The 18,968-nt window shown below is 35.7% G+C and carries 14 protein-coding genes and 1 pseudogene; 2 read left to right on the top strand and 13 right to left on the bottom strand.

Translation table 11 applies throughout. From position 1 onward, the window contains the following. Window positions 1-20: 20 nt before the first annotated feature. The 8 genes from EV143_RS21545 to EV143_RS18140 form a co-directional block, all read right to left on the bottom strand. Window positions 21-188, bottom strand: coding sequence for a hypothetical protein (locus tag EV143_RS21545; protein WP_166638184.1), 168 nt, complete (start codon window positions 186-188; stop codon window positions 21-23). A gap of 681 nt (window positions 189-869) precedes the next feature. Then, window positions 870-1,637, bottom strand: a complete 768-nt coding sequence (locus EV143_RS18165; protein ID WP_133509364.1) for a DUF2490 domain-containing protein — start codon at window positions 1,635-1,637, stop codon at window positions 870-872. Between the two features lie 254 nt (window positions 1,638-1,891). After that, on the bottom strand, window positions 1,892-4,330 hold the full coding sequence (locus tag EV143_RS18160) for an arylsulfatase (RefSeq protein ID WP_243739908.1): 2,439 nt from the start codon (window positions 4,328-4,330) through the stop codon (window positions 1,892-1,894). Window positions 4,331-4,478: 148 nt separating this feature from the next. Next, entirely contained in the window at window positions 4,479-4,649 is a 171-nt protein-coding gene (locus tag EV143_RS21855; RefSeq protein WP_243739907.1) for a DUF4136 domain-containing protein, read from the bottom strand. Window positions 4,650-4,740: 91 nt separating this feature from the next. Then, a complete protein-coding gene (locus EV143_RS21850; protein WP_243739906.1) occupies window positions 4,741-5,016 on the bottom strand; it encodes a DUF4136 domain-containing protein in 276 nt (91 codons plus the stop codon). A gap of 324 nt (window positions 5,017-5,340) precedes the next feature. Beyond that, window positions 5,341-6,165, bottom strand: coding sequence for a hypothetical protein (locus EV143_RS18150; RefSeq protein WP_243739905.1), 825 nt, complete (start codon window positions 6,163-6,165; stop codon window positions 5,341-5,343). 1,482 nt (window positions 6,166-7,647) lie between these two features. Beyond that, a complete protein-coding gene (locus tag EV143_RS18145; RefSeq protein ID WP_133509363.1) occupies window positions 7,648-9,093 on the bottom strand; it encodes a DUF1254 domain-containing protein in 1,446 nt (481 codons plus the stop codon). Window positions 9,094-9,120: 27 nt separating this feature from the next. Then, a complete protein-coding gene (locus EV143_RS18140) occupies window positions 9,121-10,539 on the bottom strand; it encodes a DUF1254 domain-containing protein (protein WP_133509362.1) in 1,419 nt (472 codons plus the stop codon). A gap of 772 nt (window positions 10,540-11,311) precedes the next feature. On the opposite strand from EV143_RS18140, the gene EV143_RS18135 reads away from it, so the two are divergent. Next, complete coding sequence (locus EV143_RS18135; protein WP_133509361.1) at window positions 11,312-12,220, top strand: serine aminopeptidase domain-containing protein; 909 nt, start codon at window positions 11,312-11,314, stop codon at window positions 12,218-12,220. 266 nt (window positions 12,221-12,486) lie between these two features. On the opposite strand, the gene EV143_RS18130 is transcribed toward EV143_RS18135, so the two are convergent. After that, window positions 12,487-12,912 (bottom strand): response regulator, encoded by a 426-nt coding sequence (locus EV143_RS18130; RefSeq protein ID WP_133509360.1) that lies wholly within the window; start codon window positions 12,910-12,912, stop codon window positions 12,487-12,489. 500 nt (window positions 12,913-13,412) lie between these two features. On the opposite strand from EV143_RS18130, the gene EV143_RS18125 reads away from it, so the two are divergent. Then, window positions 13,413-15,380 (top strand): PAS domain-containing sensor histidine kinase, encoded by a 1,968-nt coding sequence (locus EV143_RS18125; RefSeq protein WP_133509359.1) that lies wholly within the window; start codon window positions 13,413-13,415, stop codon window positions 15,378-15,380. A 158-nt stretch (window positions 15,381-15,538) separates the two neighbouring features. Here the strand turns inward: EV143_RS18125 and EV143_RS18120 are convergent. The 4 genes and pseudogenes from EV143_RS18120 to EV143_RS18105 all read right to left on the bottom strand — a co-directional run bounded on the left by EV143_RS18120 (window position 15,539) and on the right by EV143_RS18105 (window position 18,757). Further along, window positions 15,539-16,201: pseudogene (locus EV143_RS18120) on the bottom strand (IS6 family transposase). 86 nt (window positions 16,202-16,287) lie between these two features. Continuing rightward, a complete protein-coding gene (locus tag EV143_RS18115) occupies window positions 16,288-16,932 on the bottom strand; it encodes a nucleotidyl transferase AbiEii/AbiGii toxin family protein (RefSeq protein ID WP_133509358.1) in 645 nt (214 codons plus the stop codon). Beyond that, a complete protein-coding gene (locus EV143_RS18110; RefSeq protein ID WP_133509357.1) occupies window positions 16,932-17,399 on the bottom strand; it encodes a helix-turn-helix transcriptional regulator in 468 nt (155 codons plus the stop codon). Before EV143_RS18110 ends, EV143_RS18115 begins: the two co-directional genes overlap by 1 nt. A 689-nt stretch (window positions 17,400-18,088) precedes the next feature. Next, the gene (locus EV143_RS18105; RefSeq protein WP_133509356.1) at window positions 18,089-18,757 is read right to left on the bottom strand and encodes an OmpA family protein; all 669 of its coding nucleotides are present in this window, start codon (window positions 18,755-18,757) and stop codon (window positions 18,089-18,091) included. Window positions 18,758-18,968 lie beyond the last annotated feature (211 nt).

Raw genomic sequence — 18,968 nt, 5'->3', positions numbered from 1 at the left:
ATTTTAGTATTTATATGCAGCTAAATAGACTTACCAACTTTTCTTTTACGGTCGTTCGAATTCTTCTGCGACTCAGGAGAATCACCATCATTATCCTGCTTTTGGCTTTTATTTTTGTCGTTTGACTCTGCCTTTTTCTGGTCTTTGCTTTCACGATGATTAATTCGCTCCAAATTTCCGTCGTACACATTCACCGTTTTAAACTGCGGGTTCGCCTCTACGCAGCAGGGCGAAAAAAAGCTTAGCAGTCGTAGTATATTCTGATACTCCACAGATTGTTAAACAAAATGCAATTCAATATAAATGGTTTACTGAAAGTGAAATTGAAATTATCCAATAAAACATATTGAGAAGTTCAAATTTATAGCAAGTCCTTCTTAAAAACATACTAGAGTGGATACCATTTTTACCACAAAAAATTAAGACGGTTTTTAACGATATTCACCAGTATAAAGTTTTGTGGCAGAATCGTGGCACATGGGTATTTTGTAAAATAGAAATACAGCAAAACCAAGGTCTAGCGAGTTTAGGTTCGAAACTTTTAGAAACATCAATTTCCTGAGTGCGCCTCTTTTTTAGAGGCATTTGTGAAGTACCATTAATCATTTATCTTAAAAGATAGGTTCTAAAAAAATTAATAAAAAAAATTAAAAATTAGTGCTTTGATTTGCGACAATTTTTGACACATCATCACAAATGTCTTAACAAGAAAAATCAATATTACATAAAATTATATTCACTATGATGATATTTAAGAAATTAAAGATATTCCCGTTACGCTGGTAAGCCCGCATTTTTTTTATATTAATTATTTTTTAAATCTATAATTAATTCAATCTGGGCCTTCTTTTTTCCAAGTTTTCAAATAATTAGATCCTTCCTTCGCTAATATCGACCTCATTCTTTTTACGTTTATAAGATTTAATGATAGTTGAGAAAAAATTATTAAAAATTCCCTTAAGCTGAAAAGCATTTACTAATTTATCATTTCCATCTCTAGGCATAATCTCATTTGCATAAGCAGCCTCAATTTGTATATTATCCGAAACTGCAAATCCCAGGCCTAAGCTAACGCGGTTGCGATCAAAAAAATCTGGTCCGCAGACTTTGCTTTTGGTCTTAAAAAATAACTCATCCGAAGCAAAAACATAAAAGGTATTTTCATTAATTGGGTATACAGCTTTCACCTGAAACCTAAATCTCTGTACAGCCTCTATATAATTATCGTCATTTTCAATATGACGGTCCTCAAACCTTCCTCTTAGATTTATTTTGATTTTTGGCAATTTTACTAAATTGTATGTTGCCTGAACTGCAGTCCTTGATTCAGAGGCGTTCTTCTGATTGAGCTCCGGTACATTTTTATTGAAGTAGTAAGCATAAAAAACAGAAACTTTCCATCTTTCTACCATGTAATAATGTGCCCATCCTCTAAAATATACCTGTGTTACATTGTGGAACATATTTTTATCCTGAGGAGTACTGCTCGAATTCAATCCTGCATCCACTTCAATACTCCACTTCTGGCTTAAGTCTTTTGTAAATACATATTCATTCCAAAACTGCCCGAGCTTGTCTGTTTGTGAAAAAACAGAAGTATTAAAAATGAGTAAAAGAAAACAAATAATCTGCTTCATGATTTTATAATTATAAAATGCATCACTGATACTTAACAAAACATCCGGAGTTAATTTCTGCTTTAAAGTTCTAATTCGTCTCTACACTCATTAATGATAATTTGCTGAAAATATTAGAAATTAAGCCAAATTTTATAACTGATTCAATTCAATCAGATAATTCATACACTAAAAACACCTCCAAAATCAAAATGATTCTGGAGGTAAAAGTTAGGATCTAGTATGCTACTTTTTAAAGAAGCCAGCATAATAATTTAATCTTTTTTCAATGCTCTCTGGGCTTCTTTTTCCAGATCAGCGTATTCCTGTTTGCCGACATGTATGCCAACTCCTACTATGGATCCGCCCTTAAAAGTACCAGGCGTTTTATACTGTTGACTCACTGCATCCCCACTGTCAAAACCAACACATAGTCCGTCTCCGGAAAGGGTAAATTTGCCTATCTGTGTTTTCATAGGACCTTCCGCAACTTTTTTACCATCGATATAAAGTATCCCTTTCCCAATCTGTTCGCCGTGTTTTCCGGTACTTTCTCTAACAAATTCAAATCCGAAGGCATGTTTACCTGTCATTATAACTGGAGAAACAAAGTCCTGTTCTGGCTGGATGCCCAGAAAATTATAAGTATAGTGAAGTTTTCTATCCTTGATAAATAGTGTATGCCCTCCAAAACGGGAGCCATGTGCAAAGATCACTCCTGAAGCGTTGGTGTCCTTAATCTCTACGTCGGCTATAATTTTATAAGATCTTCCACGTACATTCACAGCCACACCTTCCGGAACTGCTGCGGTACCTGAATAATAAACATAAGTATCGCGGGGCGCTTCTTCAGTAGGTCGCGGTATTCCCAACTGTTCAACAGCAGTACGGTCATCCAGAGGAAGTACGAGATTTTTATCAGCTTCATCAAACCAGACAGCAATTAGCTCTTTAAGTTTTTCTGGATTCTTTTGAGCCAGATTCACAGATTCTGACCGGTCTGCTTCAACATTATAAAGTTCCCACTCATCCTTATCAAAATTTCCTTTGCCTGTTATTGGTGCATGAAGCGACACAGCTTTCCAGCCGTCCTTCCATATAGCTCTTGTGCCCAGCATAGCAAAATACTGAATATGCTTTTGAGTTTTTGCATCAGGACTGGCATCAAAGGAATATTTCATAGATACCCCTGATATAGGATACTGTCCCACCCCGTTAACTGTTTTAGGCATTTCCAGCCCACATATTTCTAAAATCGTAGGCACGATATCAGTACTGTGATGATATTGGTTTCTTACCTGTCCTTTTGCCTTAATACCTTTTGGCCATGAAATTACAAACGGATCGCAGGTCCCTCCTGCATATTCGCTGTAACGTTTGAACATTTTATACGGAGTTGAAAATGCCGCAGCCCATCCTGTTGGAAAATGCTCATACGTGTCAGGGCTCCCCAGCTTATCTATATATTTCAGGTTTTCTGCAAGCTCATCAGGATATCCATTAAAAAATTTATTTTCATTCACGGAGCCATTTGGGGAACCTTCTCCCGAAGCGCCATTATCGGCTGCATACATAACTACGGTATTTTCCAGCTGTCCTGTTTTTTCAAGATAGTCTACAATTCTGCCAACCTGCACATCAGTGTACTCAGAGAACCCCGCATATACTTCGGCCAGTCTCGAGAAAAGTTTTTTCTCATCTGCATTTAGTTCATTCCATGGGCGTACATAATCTGCAGCATTTGTAATATTAGGCGGTAAGGGATTAAACTCTGTTAATTTAGTGTCTTTGGGCAAAATTCCCTTTGCGATCATACGTGGCAGTACCCATTTGCGATAAGCATCATAACCGTCATCAAACTTTCCTTTGTATTTGTCGATATATTCCTTTGGTGCATGGTGCGGTGCGTGATTTGCACCGGGACAAAACCATAAAAACCACGGCTTGGAAGGATTCGTTGCCTTCTGGTCCTTGATGTACTCAATAGATTTGTCGGCTAAATCTTTTGATAAGTGGTAACCTTCTTCAGGGCTGTAAGGCGGTTCTATAAAATGATTGTCTTCAACCAAATCGGGATACCATTGGTTTGTTTCACCTCCTATGAATCCGTAATAACGGTCAAAACCCATCTGGGTAGGCCATTGCGTTCTGCTCGCACCTGATGCCACGTCCTGTTCAGGTACGTTATGGTTCTTGCCAATCCAAAAAGTACTCCATCCATTCTCCTGTAATATCTGACCAATAGTAGCGCATTGTTTTGGTATACGCCCATGTGCTCCGGGAAAGCCATTTGCTCCCTCAGTAATAGCGGCATTTCCTGTCAGGTGATGATTACGGCCTGTTAGCAGAGTTGAGCGTGTCGGAGAGCATAAGGCTGTTGTATGCCACTGGCTGTATATTAGTCCATTATCAGCAAGCTTTTGCAGTGTAGGCATATTTATACCGCCTCCATAAGGTGACCACGATGCCATCCCGGTATCATCAAAAAGAATAAACAGTACATTTGGAGCACCGGCCGGCGCTTTCTTTAGGATGTAGGGACTCCAATCAGCTTTAGAATTACGAACATCAAGTTCTATAACTCCTTTAAAATTTTCTTTTCTGACCTCTCTTGGATCAGCCTGAGCCAATATTCTGCTCATTGTACCGGGAATTAAATTTGCCATTAAGAGAAAAAAGAAGCTCTTCAGCATTATTACTTTTACAGTTTTCATGGTTTTAAATAATTAATTATTAATTAAGTTTATAAATATTATAATATCTAAAAGCAAAGCAGTTGTGCTTTATATATCTAAAGAAGGAGCATCGGTTATAGATCTTAGCTATTTTTTTGCTTACCAGGAGGAAAACCTGCCAATATTTTTATAACTGCATCGCTGAGAAATTGCTCGGGATTTTCTGGTTTATTATCAATTTGTGCATTGCCGATTCCTGCCAGACCAGTTTTTGAGTTTTTGTGGATACGATATCAATTACAAGAGAGTCTTCAATATAATCATAAGTATCAAATGTTGTAGCGCCCCCTCCCATCATGGCGCCCCCTCCCAATATCCATATGGACGGTACATCCCTCCATAACTATAAAATTAGTATTGGCTGTAACGGATTGTTTATTCTTTAAAATTTATACTGTATTAACTTTCAAATCAGGAGCAGCAGTTGACTCTGTAAAACCCTTAGCTGTCATTTCGGCACGGATAGCTTTTGTAACCCGGTCAGCATTTAACTGGCTTACCTGGCCTTCCTGCGCTTTTAAATCATAAATAGTAAAGGTTTTAAATTCGGAGAAATTAACAGAATGATCATACTCAGCAGTAACATTTACAGTTGGGGAACAACTGCAGATCAAGCCTGTCAAAAGCATTGGAATTTTGCGGAGAATCTGGTTCACGGTATTCATCTTTTGAGATTTAAATTAATAATACTATAAGTTTAATCTGAATATTTTAAAATCATGCTTAAATGAATCGGACCATTCATATTATATACTAACAAACGATTATTTATACCTGTTATAATTAATATATTCTCTTATTTGATACACCTTTTATATCCCTGAAAGCTATTGTAAATTCTTACCATCACTTCCTATGCCTACCACTTTATTACTAAAAAATAATTACACTCATGCCTATTTTTCAAATCCCACCGTGTATTTCGCTGACTTCAAGAACTAATAAGCTAAAAAAGAGCATTTATAGGAGGAAAATTTTTAACTTAAATCTTAAGAGCCGGGAAACACAAAAGCCACTACAGCTCTTAACCCCCAGTCTGGTTTACTTTGATTCGGCCCCACAATTGGAATTAAAGGCTGTACACTGAATTGAATTACCTGGGTTCCTAATTTTGTTATTGCCCCAATAGAGGGATTTAAAGAAATCATAGTAGTATTTCCTTCCCAATTCTGGGTTATCTCGGTATTAACTCCCAAACTGGCACCGCTGTTATAACTATAGGACATGAAGATTTGGGTATAAAAATTATTAAAATCAGCACGGTCTTCATTACCTGCTACAGACCATATCTGGTTAGCGATAAAGCCAAGGGAAAGCCCCTTTGACTGATGCATTATCAAAACACTGGGGCCAATTCCAAATTTTTCTGTTCCTAACAGTTTATCAGTAGCCGTCGGTACAAAAAAAGCAGGGCCTAGTCCCCAAATAATTTTTTTGCTTTTAGGAGCAAAAAAAGCAGTTACAGTAGCATCGCTTAAACCAAATTCATGTGTGTTTTCTCCAGTAATATCCTGCTGATCTACTAACGGAAGAATGTAACGGGTAATCAGATTGAGATTGTCATTTAATTTAAAAGGAATTACGGGCTGAATATTAACAGTATATTTTATTCCATTGTATGGACCGATACCATAATTTATATTGTTTTGCAACGGCACACTGATTAAACTAGCAACCGGATTTGCCAGCTTATCGGCAAGCTCCTGTGCGCTTGCTCCTGTTTTTGAATCTTCCTGCGCAAATAATACAATCGGTAAATAAAAAAAAAGCGCACTGGTCAAAACTTTAACTGAATTTGGAAGTGGTAATTTCATATTTTTTTAGAGAATTAATTTTCTTAAAAACTAAATTAAATCCAGGTCATTTGACTGGAAAAACTTTTTTACAATCGTCTTTTATACTGATTATATGCCATTTATTTTTGCTGTAGCCTTCAATGACAGATTATCTTTTTCTTTATACTTGTATTCTCTTATCGAATCTTTTGGTTGGCAACCAATTGAAAGGAAGAATTTATATTGGGAAGAAGCCCCTGACACATGGTCTTTTGAAATTCAATAAAAATCAGCTGATATTGCTCTTACTATTCTATAATACCTCCCGTTGTACGGAGATAATCCAATAATTCTATTTTAGGCTGGTATCTAATTTGTTTTAAGAGAACATTTTGCCGGGCTATCTATTAGTGCAGCAAAGAAGTCTCTCGCTGAAGCTTCAAATTCATCTTTACTCATTCCAGTGTGAGTTGTGGCAACTAATTTAATTAAAGCCTTTCTTCACCTTTTTCAAAAAAAGTTTTATCTTTTTCGATTACAGCGTTAAAAGCTGCTTTTTTTTGCTAATTCAGGTGTGGCTTCAACTATTTTTTGACACCTTTAAAAGCAAAAAGTTAAGCATTGGCTGCTACCGTTATGATGCTTTTATTATGAGCTGTAATATCATTTTCTTATTTATTTTTACATGAAATCAGCAAAAATAAATTGAGGACAGAATGTAATATTTTTTTATAGCATACTTTTATTAGTTAATCCTATATTGATATGCAGCTTGCTTAAATAATTACTACTCTTTTTTTACTTCTACTGCATGTGAATCAATTCTTATTTTATTAATTCCAGGTTATAAATGTAAAAACACACTAAGTGTATTATGGCTTTTAAAAAAATATCTTAAAAAATAATATAAGATAAACTTTTTAAAACATCAATGTTTGTTCCTATAGATGACACAAGTGATTAGGACTCCGTGATAACTATACAAAAAAAACACAAACAACTCATTATCAAAGATATAAAAAATATAATTAAAATTACAAATGTTATTTAACAAACATTTTCATTATTTTAATTCTTAAGATTTTAAAATGCCTCCGTTTATGTTTCAAATAATTTGCAACATATTAAGCAGCCGTAAATTTATGATTGTAATCAGGTATGATTTTTATTTATCATCTCAAGAATTGTCAACACGGCAAATAATTTATACTTCAGAAAAAAATATTAATAATCATTTAGGGTTCTGTCGCATCTGCCATGTAAGAACAGAAAGAAATCGCAGAGTTAAAATTATGCCGCTAATTTACAAAAGTATTTAAACCTAGTTGATACGATTCATGCCACAAAAAGCTAAAGCGAATTTTACTATCGTTCTAACAATTTATGTTTTGCGGCTGAATCGTGGCAAAGTGATTTTTGAAAAAGTAAAATAAGCAAAATTAAGGTCTGCCGAGTATAGGTTCGGATAGATGTAAAACTTCAGTCTGCTAGATAGTTGATTTGTTCTAGTTTTTCTTATCATTAGTTAATTTTATTTAAAGGTGGTTGTTTCCACTTACCGTTTAGAGCTTCTTCTTTTGGCCAATATAATCTTAAAATTATAGAAAATGGTCCTTTCGGAGCTGGAAGCCAATTGGCTTCTTTATCTTTTCCCGGAGATTCGGCTTGAATATAGAAAGTTACACCAGCATCTTTGTCTTTTTTAAACTGCGGCATCATCGCCGAATTCAGCAGATAACGGTTGATTGGATTTGCAACAAGAAGACTTGCCGGCTGGTCGTACATCGTCATCGACCAGAAAGAATTGACCGGAGGATATTCATTTGGACTAAAACGCAGTGTATAACGATTTTTACCATCGAGTTTCCCTCCACTTTTATCTGTGTAGTAAGCCGGATATAAAGCTTCTTCTTTGGTATTGCCATAAATTCCAAGTGCTGCAGCTGACATTCTAAAAGCATAATTGTTTTTGAGAAACGCGCGAGTACCAAAACCATCACCTGTGGAGAGTTCGCCTGTTTCAAGTTTGGTTTTTATAACAGCCAGATCTGCCCAGGCATCTTTTATGCCGTCTTCCATCGCTGTTTTCGTTTCTGGACTCAGTTTTGAAACATCAAATACTTTTCCCGCTTCTATTCCAATTTTAGAAAAATGCTCTCTTAACTCTTTTTCCGAAGGATGAACTGGACAAAACTGAAGAGCAAAATTTAAATTATTAAAAAATTCTGCTGATGTTTTTTGTTTTTCCGGCCTCAGAGGTTTTATAAAATCAATAGGTTTTGCCTGAGGCGGCGCAGGCTGTCCAAGAAATGCCGAAAGCGGTTTTACTATATATTGATTTTGAATTTTTATAACATTTTTCAAATCATTAACATTAAACAACTGTGTACGAAACTGAGCCGAAGCAATTTCGGTCTCGCAGGTTATAACTTTAGTAATTCCTTTAGGCTTTTCGCCTTTCCAGTTCGGTCCTGCAATCATAAAACTGCCACCATCATTTCCAGTAGTCCGGCTTCCTAAATAGTCGAAATTATGAGTATAGAGATCCACTAACTGCAAACTCCAATATCTTCCCTTTTCGATCACCGGAATGGTAAAAACTATTGGCTCTGTTCTAAGATCCAGACCAATCCAAGAATAAGGCGTATCTGAATTTGCAGTCTGGATGGCTTTATCTGCAGGAGTAAAAACCCGCGGAATATTTTTAAGTACATTCCATGGTGCTTTATATTCTGGATTCTGTTTATCAACAAAATAAGCATATTGAATTCTTGAATTATCTACAATAGGAAAACCATATGTATATGCTTCTTTTGCAGTAGCTCTGACTTCCTCAAGACTTAATTCTTTAGAATTGTCAGTATTAGATTTATTTTCTGTATTTTCTTTTGAAACTTCTTTTTTACAACTAAACAATACAAAGATTAGCAAAACAAAAGAAAATGGAATGAGTTTTCGGTTAATCATAAATATCGAATTTATTAAGGTTGATGATTATTTTATTTTTTCAATTGCTGGCGGACTCCATGTTCCGTTCATTGCATTTTCTTTTGGACCGTACATACGCATCATTAAATAAAAATCTTCTGTTGGAGCTGGAAGCCAATTGGAACTTAAACTGCCTTCTGGTTTCTGATTCTGAATATAAATAGTTAATCCTCCATCTTTATCGTAAACTAAACCATCTGTGGTAGAATTAATCAAAAATCTATTTATCTGATTTTTAACGAGATAACCACCCGTTCCATCAGCGCTTTTATCATATAATGTTACAGACCAGAAGTATTTTGCCGGTGGAATTTGTTCTTTAGAAAAATGAATTTTATAAGCATAACTTTTTCCGTTTAATGTTTTGCCATCAGAATCAATATAGGCTACAGGATAAAAAGCTTCAATTTTATCGTTGCCATAAATTCCCACCATAACCGCCGCGGCACGAAGTAACCGGTCACCTTTATAAAATGCTCTGTTTCCAAAAGGATCCATCATGTTCCATCCGTTTTTTTGCTCGCCAATTTCGGATGCTTTTTCTTTAATAGCGGCAATTCCTTCGTTGATACCTTCATTGATTGCTGCAATTATTTCTTCACTAAATTGAGATTTATCAAATGCTGCACCTGGCTTAATACCTATTTTTTCAAACTTAGTCAAAGACTCTTCATCTTCTTTATTAATTGGCTGAACTAAGTTTAAGTAAATATTAAAATATTTAATAAAATTAACATTGGCAAAATTATTTGGATCTGTAATAGGAAGCCAAGCTATAGGAGTTGGTGCTTTTGGAGTTGCTTCGTTTAAAAATTTACTTAAGGAAGTAATTTTAAACTGATCCTGGATTTTAACAACATTTTGGAGATCTTTAGTATTAAATAATTGCGTCCTTCCTATACCTGTTACCAACTGACTTTCGACATAAAAAACATTTTTAAATTTTCCTTCAGGAATCTTTCCTTTCCATTGTGGTCCCACAAATAAATAGTCACCAGCCTCATTTCCGGTAGCCCTGGTTCCTACGTAAGCAAAATTGTGCGTAAAAATATCGATGAACTGGAAAACATAATAACGGTCTTTAACTGCAGGAACTGAAAATACGATAGGTTCTGCACGCAGATCGAGCGCAAATAAAGAATACGGAGTATCTGCATTCATCGAAACCACATCTTTTCTTGTATTATCAGCCGGATGTCTGTCATGTGTTATAACATTTAAATCACTTCGATATCCTGGGCTTTTTTTATCAATAACGGTATAATATAAAGACTTGTAACCCATAAGCAATGGATAAGCATAAATATAAGCTTCCTTTGCTATTTTCTTTGCTTCTTCAGAAGTTAAATCTTTTTTTTCAGGAGTATTTTTTTTACAAGAAATTAAAATTAAAAGACTAAAAAAAATCAGGATACTTTTTTTCATAACAGTTTATTTATGTTTATAATAGTATTTTGACAATCCCGCAATCTGATAATCCAGGCGATGTAGATTCAATAAGTTAAATGTAGTAAAAAAAATATAAATAATAGATAACTAACTAACAACTAAAATGTTAATAAAAAAAATAAACTTGTAAAGGGAAGCAAATACTTAAAATAATATTTGTGGCAGAATCGTGGTACAGCTGAAATTTCAAAATAAAAGCGGTTAAGAAAGGCATCTAAGAATTATGGTTCGAATCGGAATGAGACCTGTGTTGACCTCATTTAGAAGTAATAAACCAATAAATTATTTGTTCACGGTTTTAAATTGTTCATATTTAAGCGAAGGGAACATCCCAGTAGATCTATTAATTACCGATACTGAATACCATATAAAACATTACCTAGGCAGTTGCGGTAGCGATTTTTCATTTCGTAAGCGAGATAACCGGTCGTAACAAAGTACCGTTAGTAAAATTGTCGTTCAATTTCTATTATATCATGCTGTGCTAAATCTATTAAATTGTATCGTACTAATTCTATTAAACACTGCTATTCTCTCGAAGAATTTCTTCAATTTTTCAGCATCATAAAGAAATCTATCTTCCAATTTAGTAAATGGAAGCCCCCTGTCTGCCTGTATTTTATAATGTTTATCAGCAGAATACCCAAGTATTTTTTTTAAATCCTCATTCCTGTAAAAGGTATTAAAGAATTGGAAGGTTGTTTCGATTTATATGTAGATTTGCATCGAATAAATAATTGAAGTAATTATGAAAATAAAAGGTAGATCACATTTTATAGACAGACATTCGGACACTTTATATTTTGAAACATGGGTTAAAAAGCTGGAGATTCAAAACGAAAGAAAGTATGAGCGCTATGAGATTTTAACCTCACTGGGCAAAACCCATGTCTGGGGTCTTAAAACAAATGAAAATCATCTTGAAACATTAGTTATATTTCCAGGTGCAAGAACAACCTCATTAATCTGGGATTTTGATAATGGGCTTGACAGCTTAAACCTCAATCTGAGAATTTTTATGGTGGAGACCAATGGCCTGCCAAATCTAAGTGACGGCAATACTCCCGACATTCACTCGCTGGATTATGGTATCTGGGCTGCAGAATTATTTGACAATCTGAAAATTGAAAAAGCTTTTGTAGCAGGCGCATCATTTGGAGGACTGATTTGTGCCAAACTAAGTATCGTAAGTCCAGAAAAAATAATTGCAGCTTTCTTACTTAATCCTGGCTGTTTACAGCCGTTTTCACTGAAATTAAATAATCTGTATTATAACCTCCTTCCGATTTTGAAGCCAAATTCAAAAAATGTTCTGAAATTTCTAGACAAAGCCATTTTTTCAAAACCTCAACATTGTTTGTCGGAAGTATCTCAAGCCTTGTTAGTTGACTATGAACTTTTTGCAATCAGCCGCTATAAGGATAACACCCAAAAGCCATATTACATGGATAAAGAATTGGATAAAATAAATGTAGATATCTATCTTCTGGAAGGAGAGAAAGATTTATTGTTTCCTTTTCACAAGTCGATAAAAAATGCCCAAAAGCATATAAATACCTTACAAGAAGTAAAAATTTTTAAAAACGTCGGGCACGGAATAGAAACTTATAAAATTGCTATGAACTACATTGGAGAAAAAATAAAGAACTACCGCTAAAAGTAATTTTCATGAATTACATGTGCTGAAACTATTATATTATTGATTTTAATTGAAAACAAATTTCAAATTACTACAGTTTCAGATATGATTGAATCGTAAAAAGCAGGTATGAGATTACAAGTTTTAAATTCTGTAAAAATGAGTTGTTAAATTTCAAAGACTCAAATTAGTACACCAATAGTGCGGTCTGCGACGTCAATGGGATCCTGTATCCATTGATTTCCAATTTCAACAGTCAAAAATCGGCGCACAGAAATACGAAATCACCATCCAATCAGCGGTCTCTGGCAGCTCTTCCAGTAGGAAACTATATTGCTTACAATTTCCTTGTATTTTCCAAAATCCTCCTCTTTTTGAAAGTAGCCATGCACGGCAAGTTCAAATGCCTTACGGATATATTCTGGCTCTTTAGAAGTTGAAAGAAAAATATAGGGAACACATTTTTTAAGTAAGATTTGATTTGCCATTATTTGGACGCGCAGTTCATACCCGTCCAGCTTAGGCATATTGATGTCAGATAAGACCAAGAACGGCCTAACCTCATCCTTAAGGAGGTATTGAACCACCTCTGTACTATCTTCAAAAAAAACCACCTTGTTTGGAATCTGAAGACTTTTAAAAATATCATCTAAAAACTCGCGGTCATCCACATCATCTTCCACAACGATTATTTCTCCATTTAAATTCATTAGAACGCTTTTTTAATACTTTAATTGAGATCGAAGGTTAAGTTTGGTATAGCTAATTTCTGTATAGTAATTATAGCACTATTTACTCGAACAAATATACTGTAAATTTCTTTTCTTAACCATCTCGCATCAATTTTTTCAGGTCTTTTATCATTTTGCATAGTTTAGAAATATTCTACAAACACCATTTAATTATTGTAAATAAAACGGTTTATATTATATCGACTTGCATATCATAATTATTTATTATCTGTAAATATATTAATTTAATAGTACATTACTGAAAAATAAAAATTTGTATGCAGGATTCTTAAATAAAATCAAGTTTCTGCTTATTTTTTTACTTAGTTTATCAGTCCGGTTAACCATTTTTTTTCACATTTGGAACAAACTCCGTTTTTCTTGATTTATTCCCAAGATATAGTTGTAGTGACTCTAGCTGCTAATATTATTGCATTTTTCAAGAGATTATTTTATCTTTACAATAGACGTTTGAAGCTATGGAAAATTATAATGAAAAAAGGCACAGTCTTATCAACACCTTACAACGACTTGGGGGTGGAGAGACGCTGTATCATAAAATGACAGATGAGGTTGCTGACTATGCGATTCTACTGATGGATGTTGACGGCACTTTACTTAACTGGAACAAGGGCGCCCAAAATATAAAAGGATATACGCCAGATGAGATTGTAGGAAAAAATTTCAGGGTTTTCTATTCGTCCGAAGACAGGACGAATCACCTTCCCGAGAAATTACTTGACGAAGCTATGCGTAAAGGCAAAGTGAACCATGAGGGCTGGAGAATAAAAAAAGACGGAAGCAAGTTCTGGGGTTCGGTACTGATTACCGCGCTGCATGATTCTGAAAATAATATCATTGCACTCTCTAAAGTGACCCGCGACCTTACAGAACGTAGGGCAGCAGAAGAAATACAGCGCAGACATGCAATGGAATTACAGCACAAAAATGAAGAATTGAAGCAAAGTGAAGCGAGATATCATAGCATGATTGCTGAGATTGCCGATTATGCGATTATACTGCTGGATACCAGCGGACAGATATTGAACTGGAACAAAGGTGCAGAAAGAATCAAAGGGTATTCAGCCAATGAGATCATTGGTAAAAACTTCAGTCAATTCTACCTTCAGGAAGATATTGATACTGGCCTTCCCGATAGGCTAATAACAAAAGCAAGAGAGGATGGCGCGGCAACTCATGAGGGCTGGCGGGTCAAAAAAGACGGCAATGTATTTTGGGGCTCCATTGTAATTACAGCATTGCATGACGATATGGACAGGGTTATTGGATATTCTAAAGTTACCCGGGACCTTACCGAGCGAAAAATGGCCGAAGAGCGACAGGAACGTTTCTCTTCAGAGCTTCAATACAAGAACGACTTACTGACACGAAGTGAGGAAAGGTACCACCGCATGATTGCCGAGGTGGAAGATTATGCTATTATCTTGCTCGATAGTCAAGGGAACATCCAGAATTGGAACAAGGGGGCTCAGAAAATAAAGGGCTACAGCGAAGCGGAAATTTTGGGAAAAAATTTCAGTATTTTCTATTTGCCAGATGATGTTGAAAATGGACTCCCTCAGCAATTACTGGCAGAAGCCAGCCGCCATAATAAGGCCGCCCTTGAGGGCTGGCGCATACGCAAGGATGGGTCGCGTTTCTGGGGGAGTGTAGTTATCACAGCACTGCATAACTTGCAGGGAGATGTAACCGGATTTTCGAAAGTGACACGCGACCTGACCCATAAAAAAGAGGCCGATGACCGAATTCTTCTTCAAAATCAACAGCTTGAGGAATTTGCCTATGTGGCATCGCACGATCTTCAGGAACCCTTGCGGAAAATTATCACTTTCAGCAATCTGCTAAAGGATAATATCCCAACAGGTTCTGAATCCCTGCGTGTGCTTGAAAAAATAACCCACGCTGCGCAAAGGATGGGAAATTTAATTACCAGTGTGTTGAATTATTCACAGATGAAAGGTGATGAAAACCTTTTTCAAGAAGTTGACCTCAACGAAGTATTACATAACATCGAAAGCGACTTTGAGCTTTTGCTTAGGGAAAAGAACGGAGAAATAGTGTATGGCAGCCTGCCAATAATTACCGCGATCCCTATACAAATGCACCAGCTTTTCGCGAACCTAATTAATAACGGTTTAAAATATAATAAAAACGAACCGAAAATCAATATAATTGCTGAGGAGGAAAGTATAGATGGCAGGCACTATTATAAGTTTTCGGTGAGTGACAACGGCGTCGGGTTTGATGCCAAATTTACAGAACGGATTTTTAAAATGTTCCATAGGCTTAACAACGATAAGCAGGGAACCGGAATAGGTCTCGCATTATGCAAAAAAATTGCCGAAAACCACGGAGGTTATATCAGAGTTGAAAGCAAGACGGGCGCCGGAGCGACATTTATCGTGAATTTGTTGAAAAATAAGTAATAAACAACGATTGAGCAATGCTCTATTATCCACAATCAAATGCCAATGGAGGAAACCGAATGTAGAAACGGTCCAAAACTTGTTACGTTTTCAATAATTTAGGTTTTCGTCCTGTCGCATCCGTTTTATAAAAACATAAAGAAATATCAGAACTAAAATTATGCTGCCAATTTACAGAATGATTTAAACATAGTTGTTCCTGGATTAAGCATCTGATTTTTTCTCAACTTATGTATCACTTCAATTCCTCCCAAGGTTCTTTTGGCAGATTCAAAACTTTTGAAACCCAAACCGTTTTGTATTCTCCATCTAATAAATCGATGGTCCTGCTCAACGATATTGTTAAGATATTTGCATTGCCGAATCTAATATTCGAAAAAGAGCTCTTGTTGTAAACTCTCATTGCGCTGGTGTTCGAGTCGCTTTTGTCTATTATTTATTACCCTTGGTCTGCAGTTATTTACTTCCTTAATTAGAAATGACTGGGCACTCATTCTTTGTCTTCGTCTGGTCAATAGAAAATCAACTGTATTACCCGATTTATCGACAGCACGATATAAATAACACCGGAGACCTTTGACTTTTATATAGGTTTCATCCATTCTCCAGCTGATTCCTAATCTGCTCTTTCTCTTTTTCATCTGTAATTCAATCACTGGAGCAAATTTAAATACCCAACACTGAATTGTAGCATGATCAATTTCTATTCCACGCATTTTCATTATTTCCTCAACATCTCTATAGCTCAATGTAAATCTTAATTTGAAATAGACTCCCTGAAGAATTATAGCTTTGGGATAACAATGAACTTTCGTATTCATTTAATATTTTTTGAATCTGTAGATGGGACAAAGCCGATATCGGTCTATATAAGGCTTTCTTGTGCTAGGAAAGTTCTACTTTGATGTTATAACTCTGCGATCAGCTCAATCATGTCAAGCTTTATAAGCTCCCAGTGCCTCCCCCTTAGGCAGAGTGGTTCGAAATCAATGTCTGCCTGCGAAAAGTCAGTGAATTTCTCAATGAGCAGACTGCGATCATGTGTATAAGGATATCTTTGTTCATGCAGGGCAAACATCTGAGCAATGCTGAAATCTTCTTTCAGCATGTCGATATCCCAAAAATCCTTTTTTCTGCCCGTACGCTGTACTACATCAATTTTCATAGCTGTAATCTCACGTCTGCTAGATAGTCTGAGTGTGCCGAATAACTTTACCTCATCGATAAACGCATCTGTATAATACAAATCCAGCTTTACACTTTCTTCAGCATTTCTGCCCACATAGTAAGACTTTCCCATTCCCACCGGAGAAATATCCAGACTGTCCACATAAAAATAATTTGTCCTTAAGTAATCATCTATTGCCTTAAAATCAAGACTTCCATAATCAGCATCACTGAAAAGATCAATATCTACAGACATTCTGTGTCCATAATACAAACTCAGCGCTGTGCCGCCGACAAGACGAAAAGATTGAAATTCTTCTGCCTGCATCAAATCCTCAAGAATATTTCGCAATAGCGGGGTAACGGTGTTAAAATGTAAAGGCATTAGTTAGTTCTTTTGACATCGTTAATAGTATCACTCCCATAGAATCGAATGATTTCTTCTCTTTCAATTTCATTTCCTCTTTCGAAAATCCGTTGGATAACTGCTTTTTTTTGTTTCTGCCAGTCGATTTTACTCATGTCAGTGTCCCAAAAAATTATCTTTCTTATCTTATTTAAATCGGGCTTCTTATCAGTTTTATTTCTATTTAATTTCTTTTTCTGCTGTTCAATATCATAATATACCTGCAGGGTCATTAGATACCCTTCCTCCAGAGAAAGTGAATTTTCAATTTTCATAGCAAGGGGTATATTCATTCTGCGCTTTCCTTTTGTTATAGCCGTAAGGGTCTGGGGAAATTCACCAAGTGAAATAGCAAATTGTCCCTTGCCCAGCATGCGTTTTTTAAGTTCGCGCTCCAGCACAAATCCAGGATGAATTCCTTTTATAATATTTAATGTACTTTTCATAATACAAAAATAAACAATTTTGTTTGCACAGTTATATTAAAGAACTTATTTTAACGAAAACTACTGTTATGGACCTATCAAACAGCAGTAGCCCTTAAAAGGTACAATTTTATGAAACAACCACTTTATCTCAATAGCTATTATAGGGTGATAGACCCATCCTATGCTGTAGATTTTTTAAATGTACTGAGGTTTATCAAAACCATCTCTTAATCAACAATTACCATATATGTAAGACACGAAGATTCCTCCAAGATCCCAATCTTCCAAAAAAACAATCTAAGAGAGAATCTAAGTGTCCTGTATAAATGTTTGAACTAAATTAATAACTTATTCTTGCTTTAATGAGATATTCAATCATTGTATTTAAATCTACAATGCAATACAAAAGTAGTTTAACCAATTTTATTACATTACACTTCAACTTCAACTTCAACATTGCAAACTTACATATCCATACTTTTTACTCCTGTAAACACGCATATATCTTTAAATAGATATTCATTCGTAATTCATAATTTCTGAAACAATAAAAGATTCAGACAATTTATAACCTAAAAAATCCAAAGTGAAAAAACTGTGGAAGTTTTAGAATGAAATCACTGCGATAAATCTTAGAGCCAAATACCTTTAATCTGATGTTGTTTTAAATAATACATCTGCATAGAGCAACAGGGGTTAAGGCATTTTTATTTCTCCAAAATAATAAATTCGCTTCTTCGGTTAAACTGGTGTTCGGCTTCGGTACAATTCACCCCATCGCTGCAGTTATTGACCAAATTGTGCTCGCCATAACCCTTGCCTGTAATTCGGTTCGCGGCAATACCTCCGGTGCGGACAATGTACCTGATGGTCGCTTTGTTTCTTCTGCCCGAGAGCGCCTCATTATATAAATAAGGGGCCCTGCTATCGGTATGGGAGCGCACATCTATTTTTATTGTCGGGAATTGCTTAAGTAAAGTAATTACTTTTCGCAGTTCAATTTCAGCATCAGGGCGAATATTGGACTTATCAAGGTCAAAGTAGATAATGGGGATATCCAGAATCTTGGCCAGGTCTTTGCCGGGTGTCAATTCTTTCTCATCAATTTCAAGCAATAAGACTGTTGGCTCTCTTCTCTGTCCTTTTGCTCCGGTCGCCACTTTTTTCTCATCTGAGATATAGGATGGTTTTTGGGCCCTTGCCAGATACTCTTCATTGCAAGGAAGGCCTTCAAATTTAAAAGCAGCATCAGCGCCAACTGTAGTCTGGGCCACTTGGGTACCCTGGCTGTTGAACAGTGTTACCACCGATCCCGGAAGTACAGCCAGAGTTCCTTTGTCCTTGACAACCCCCTCAATAAGCTGGCTGCAGTCCATAATATTAAAACTGTAAATATCGTCATCTCCTTTACCTCCCTGCCTGTTAGACGTAAAAAAACCTTCTTTGCTTTGATTATCCTCATAATACGCAAAATCATCCTGAGGACTATTAATTGGATATTCTGGATAAAGTGAGCACCTAATTCTGGATAAAAGTGAGCAGTATAAATGAACTCAAAAAGGTGTCTAAAAAGTAGTTTAAAAGTAT

It is taken from the genome of Flavobacterium chryseum, from assembly GCF_004362015.1.
Taxonomy (GTDB): Bacteria; Bacteroidota; Bacteroidia; order Flavobacteriales; family Flavobacteriaceae; genus Flavobacterium.
This window is presented reverse-complemented; position numbering and strand designations above follow the sequence as displayed.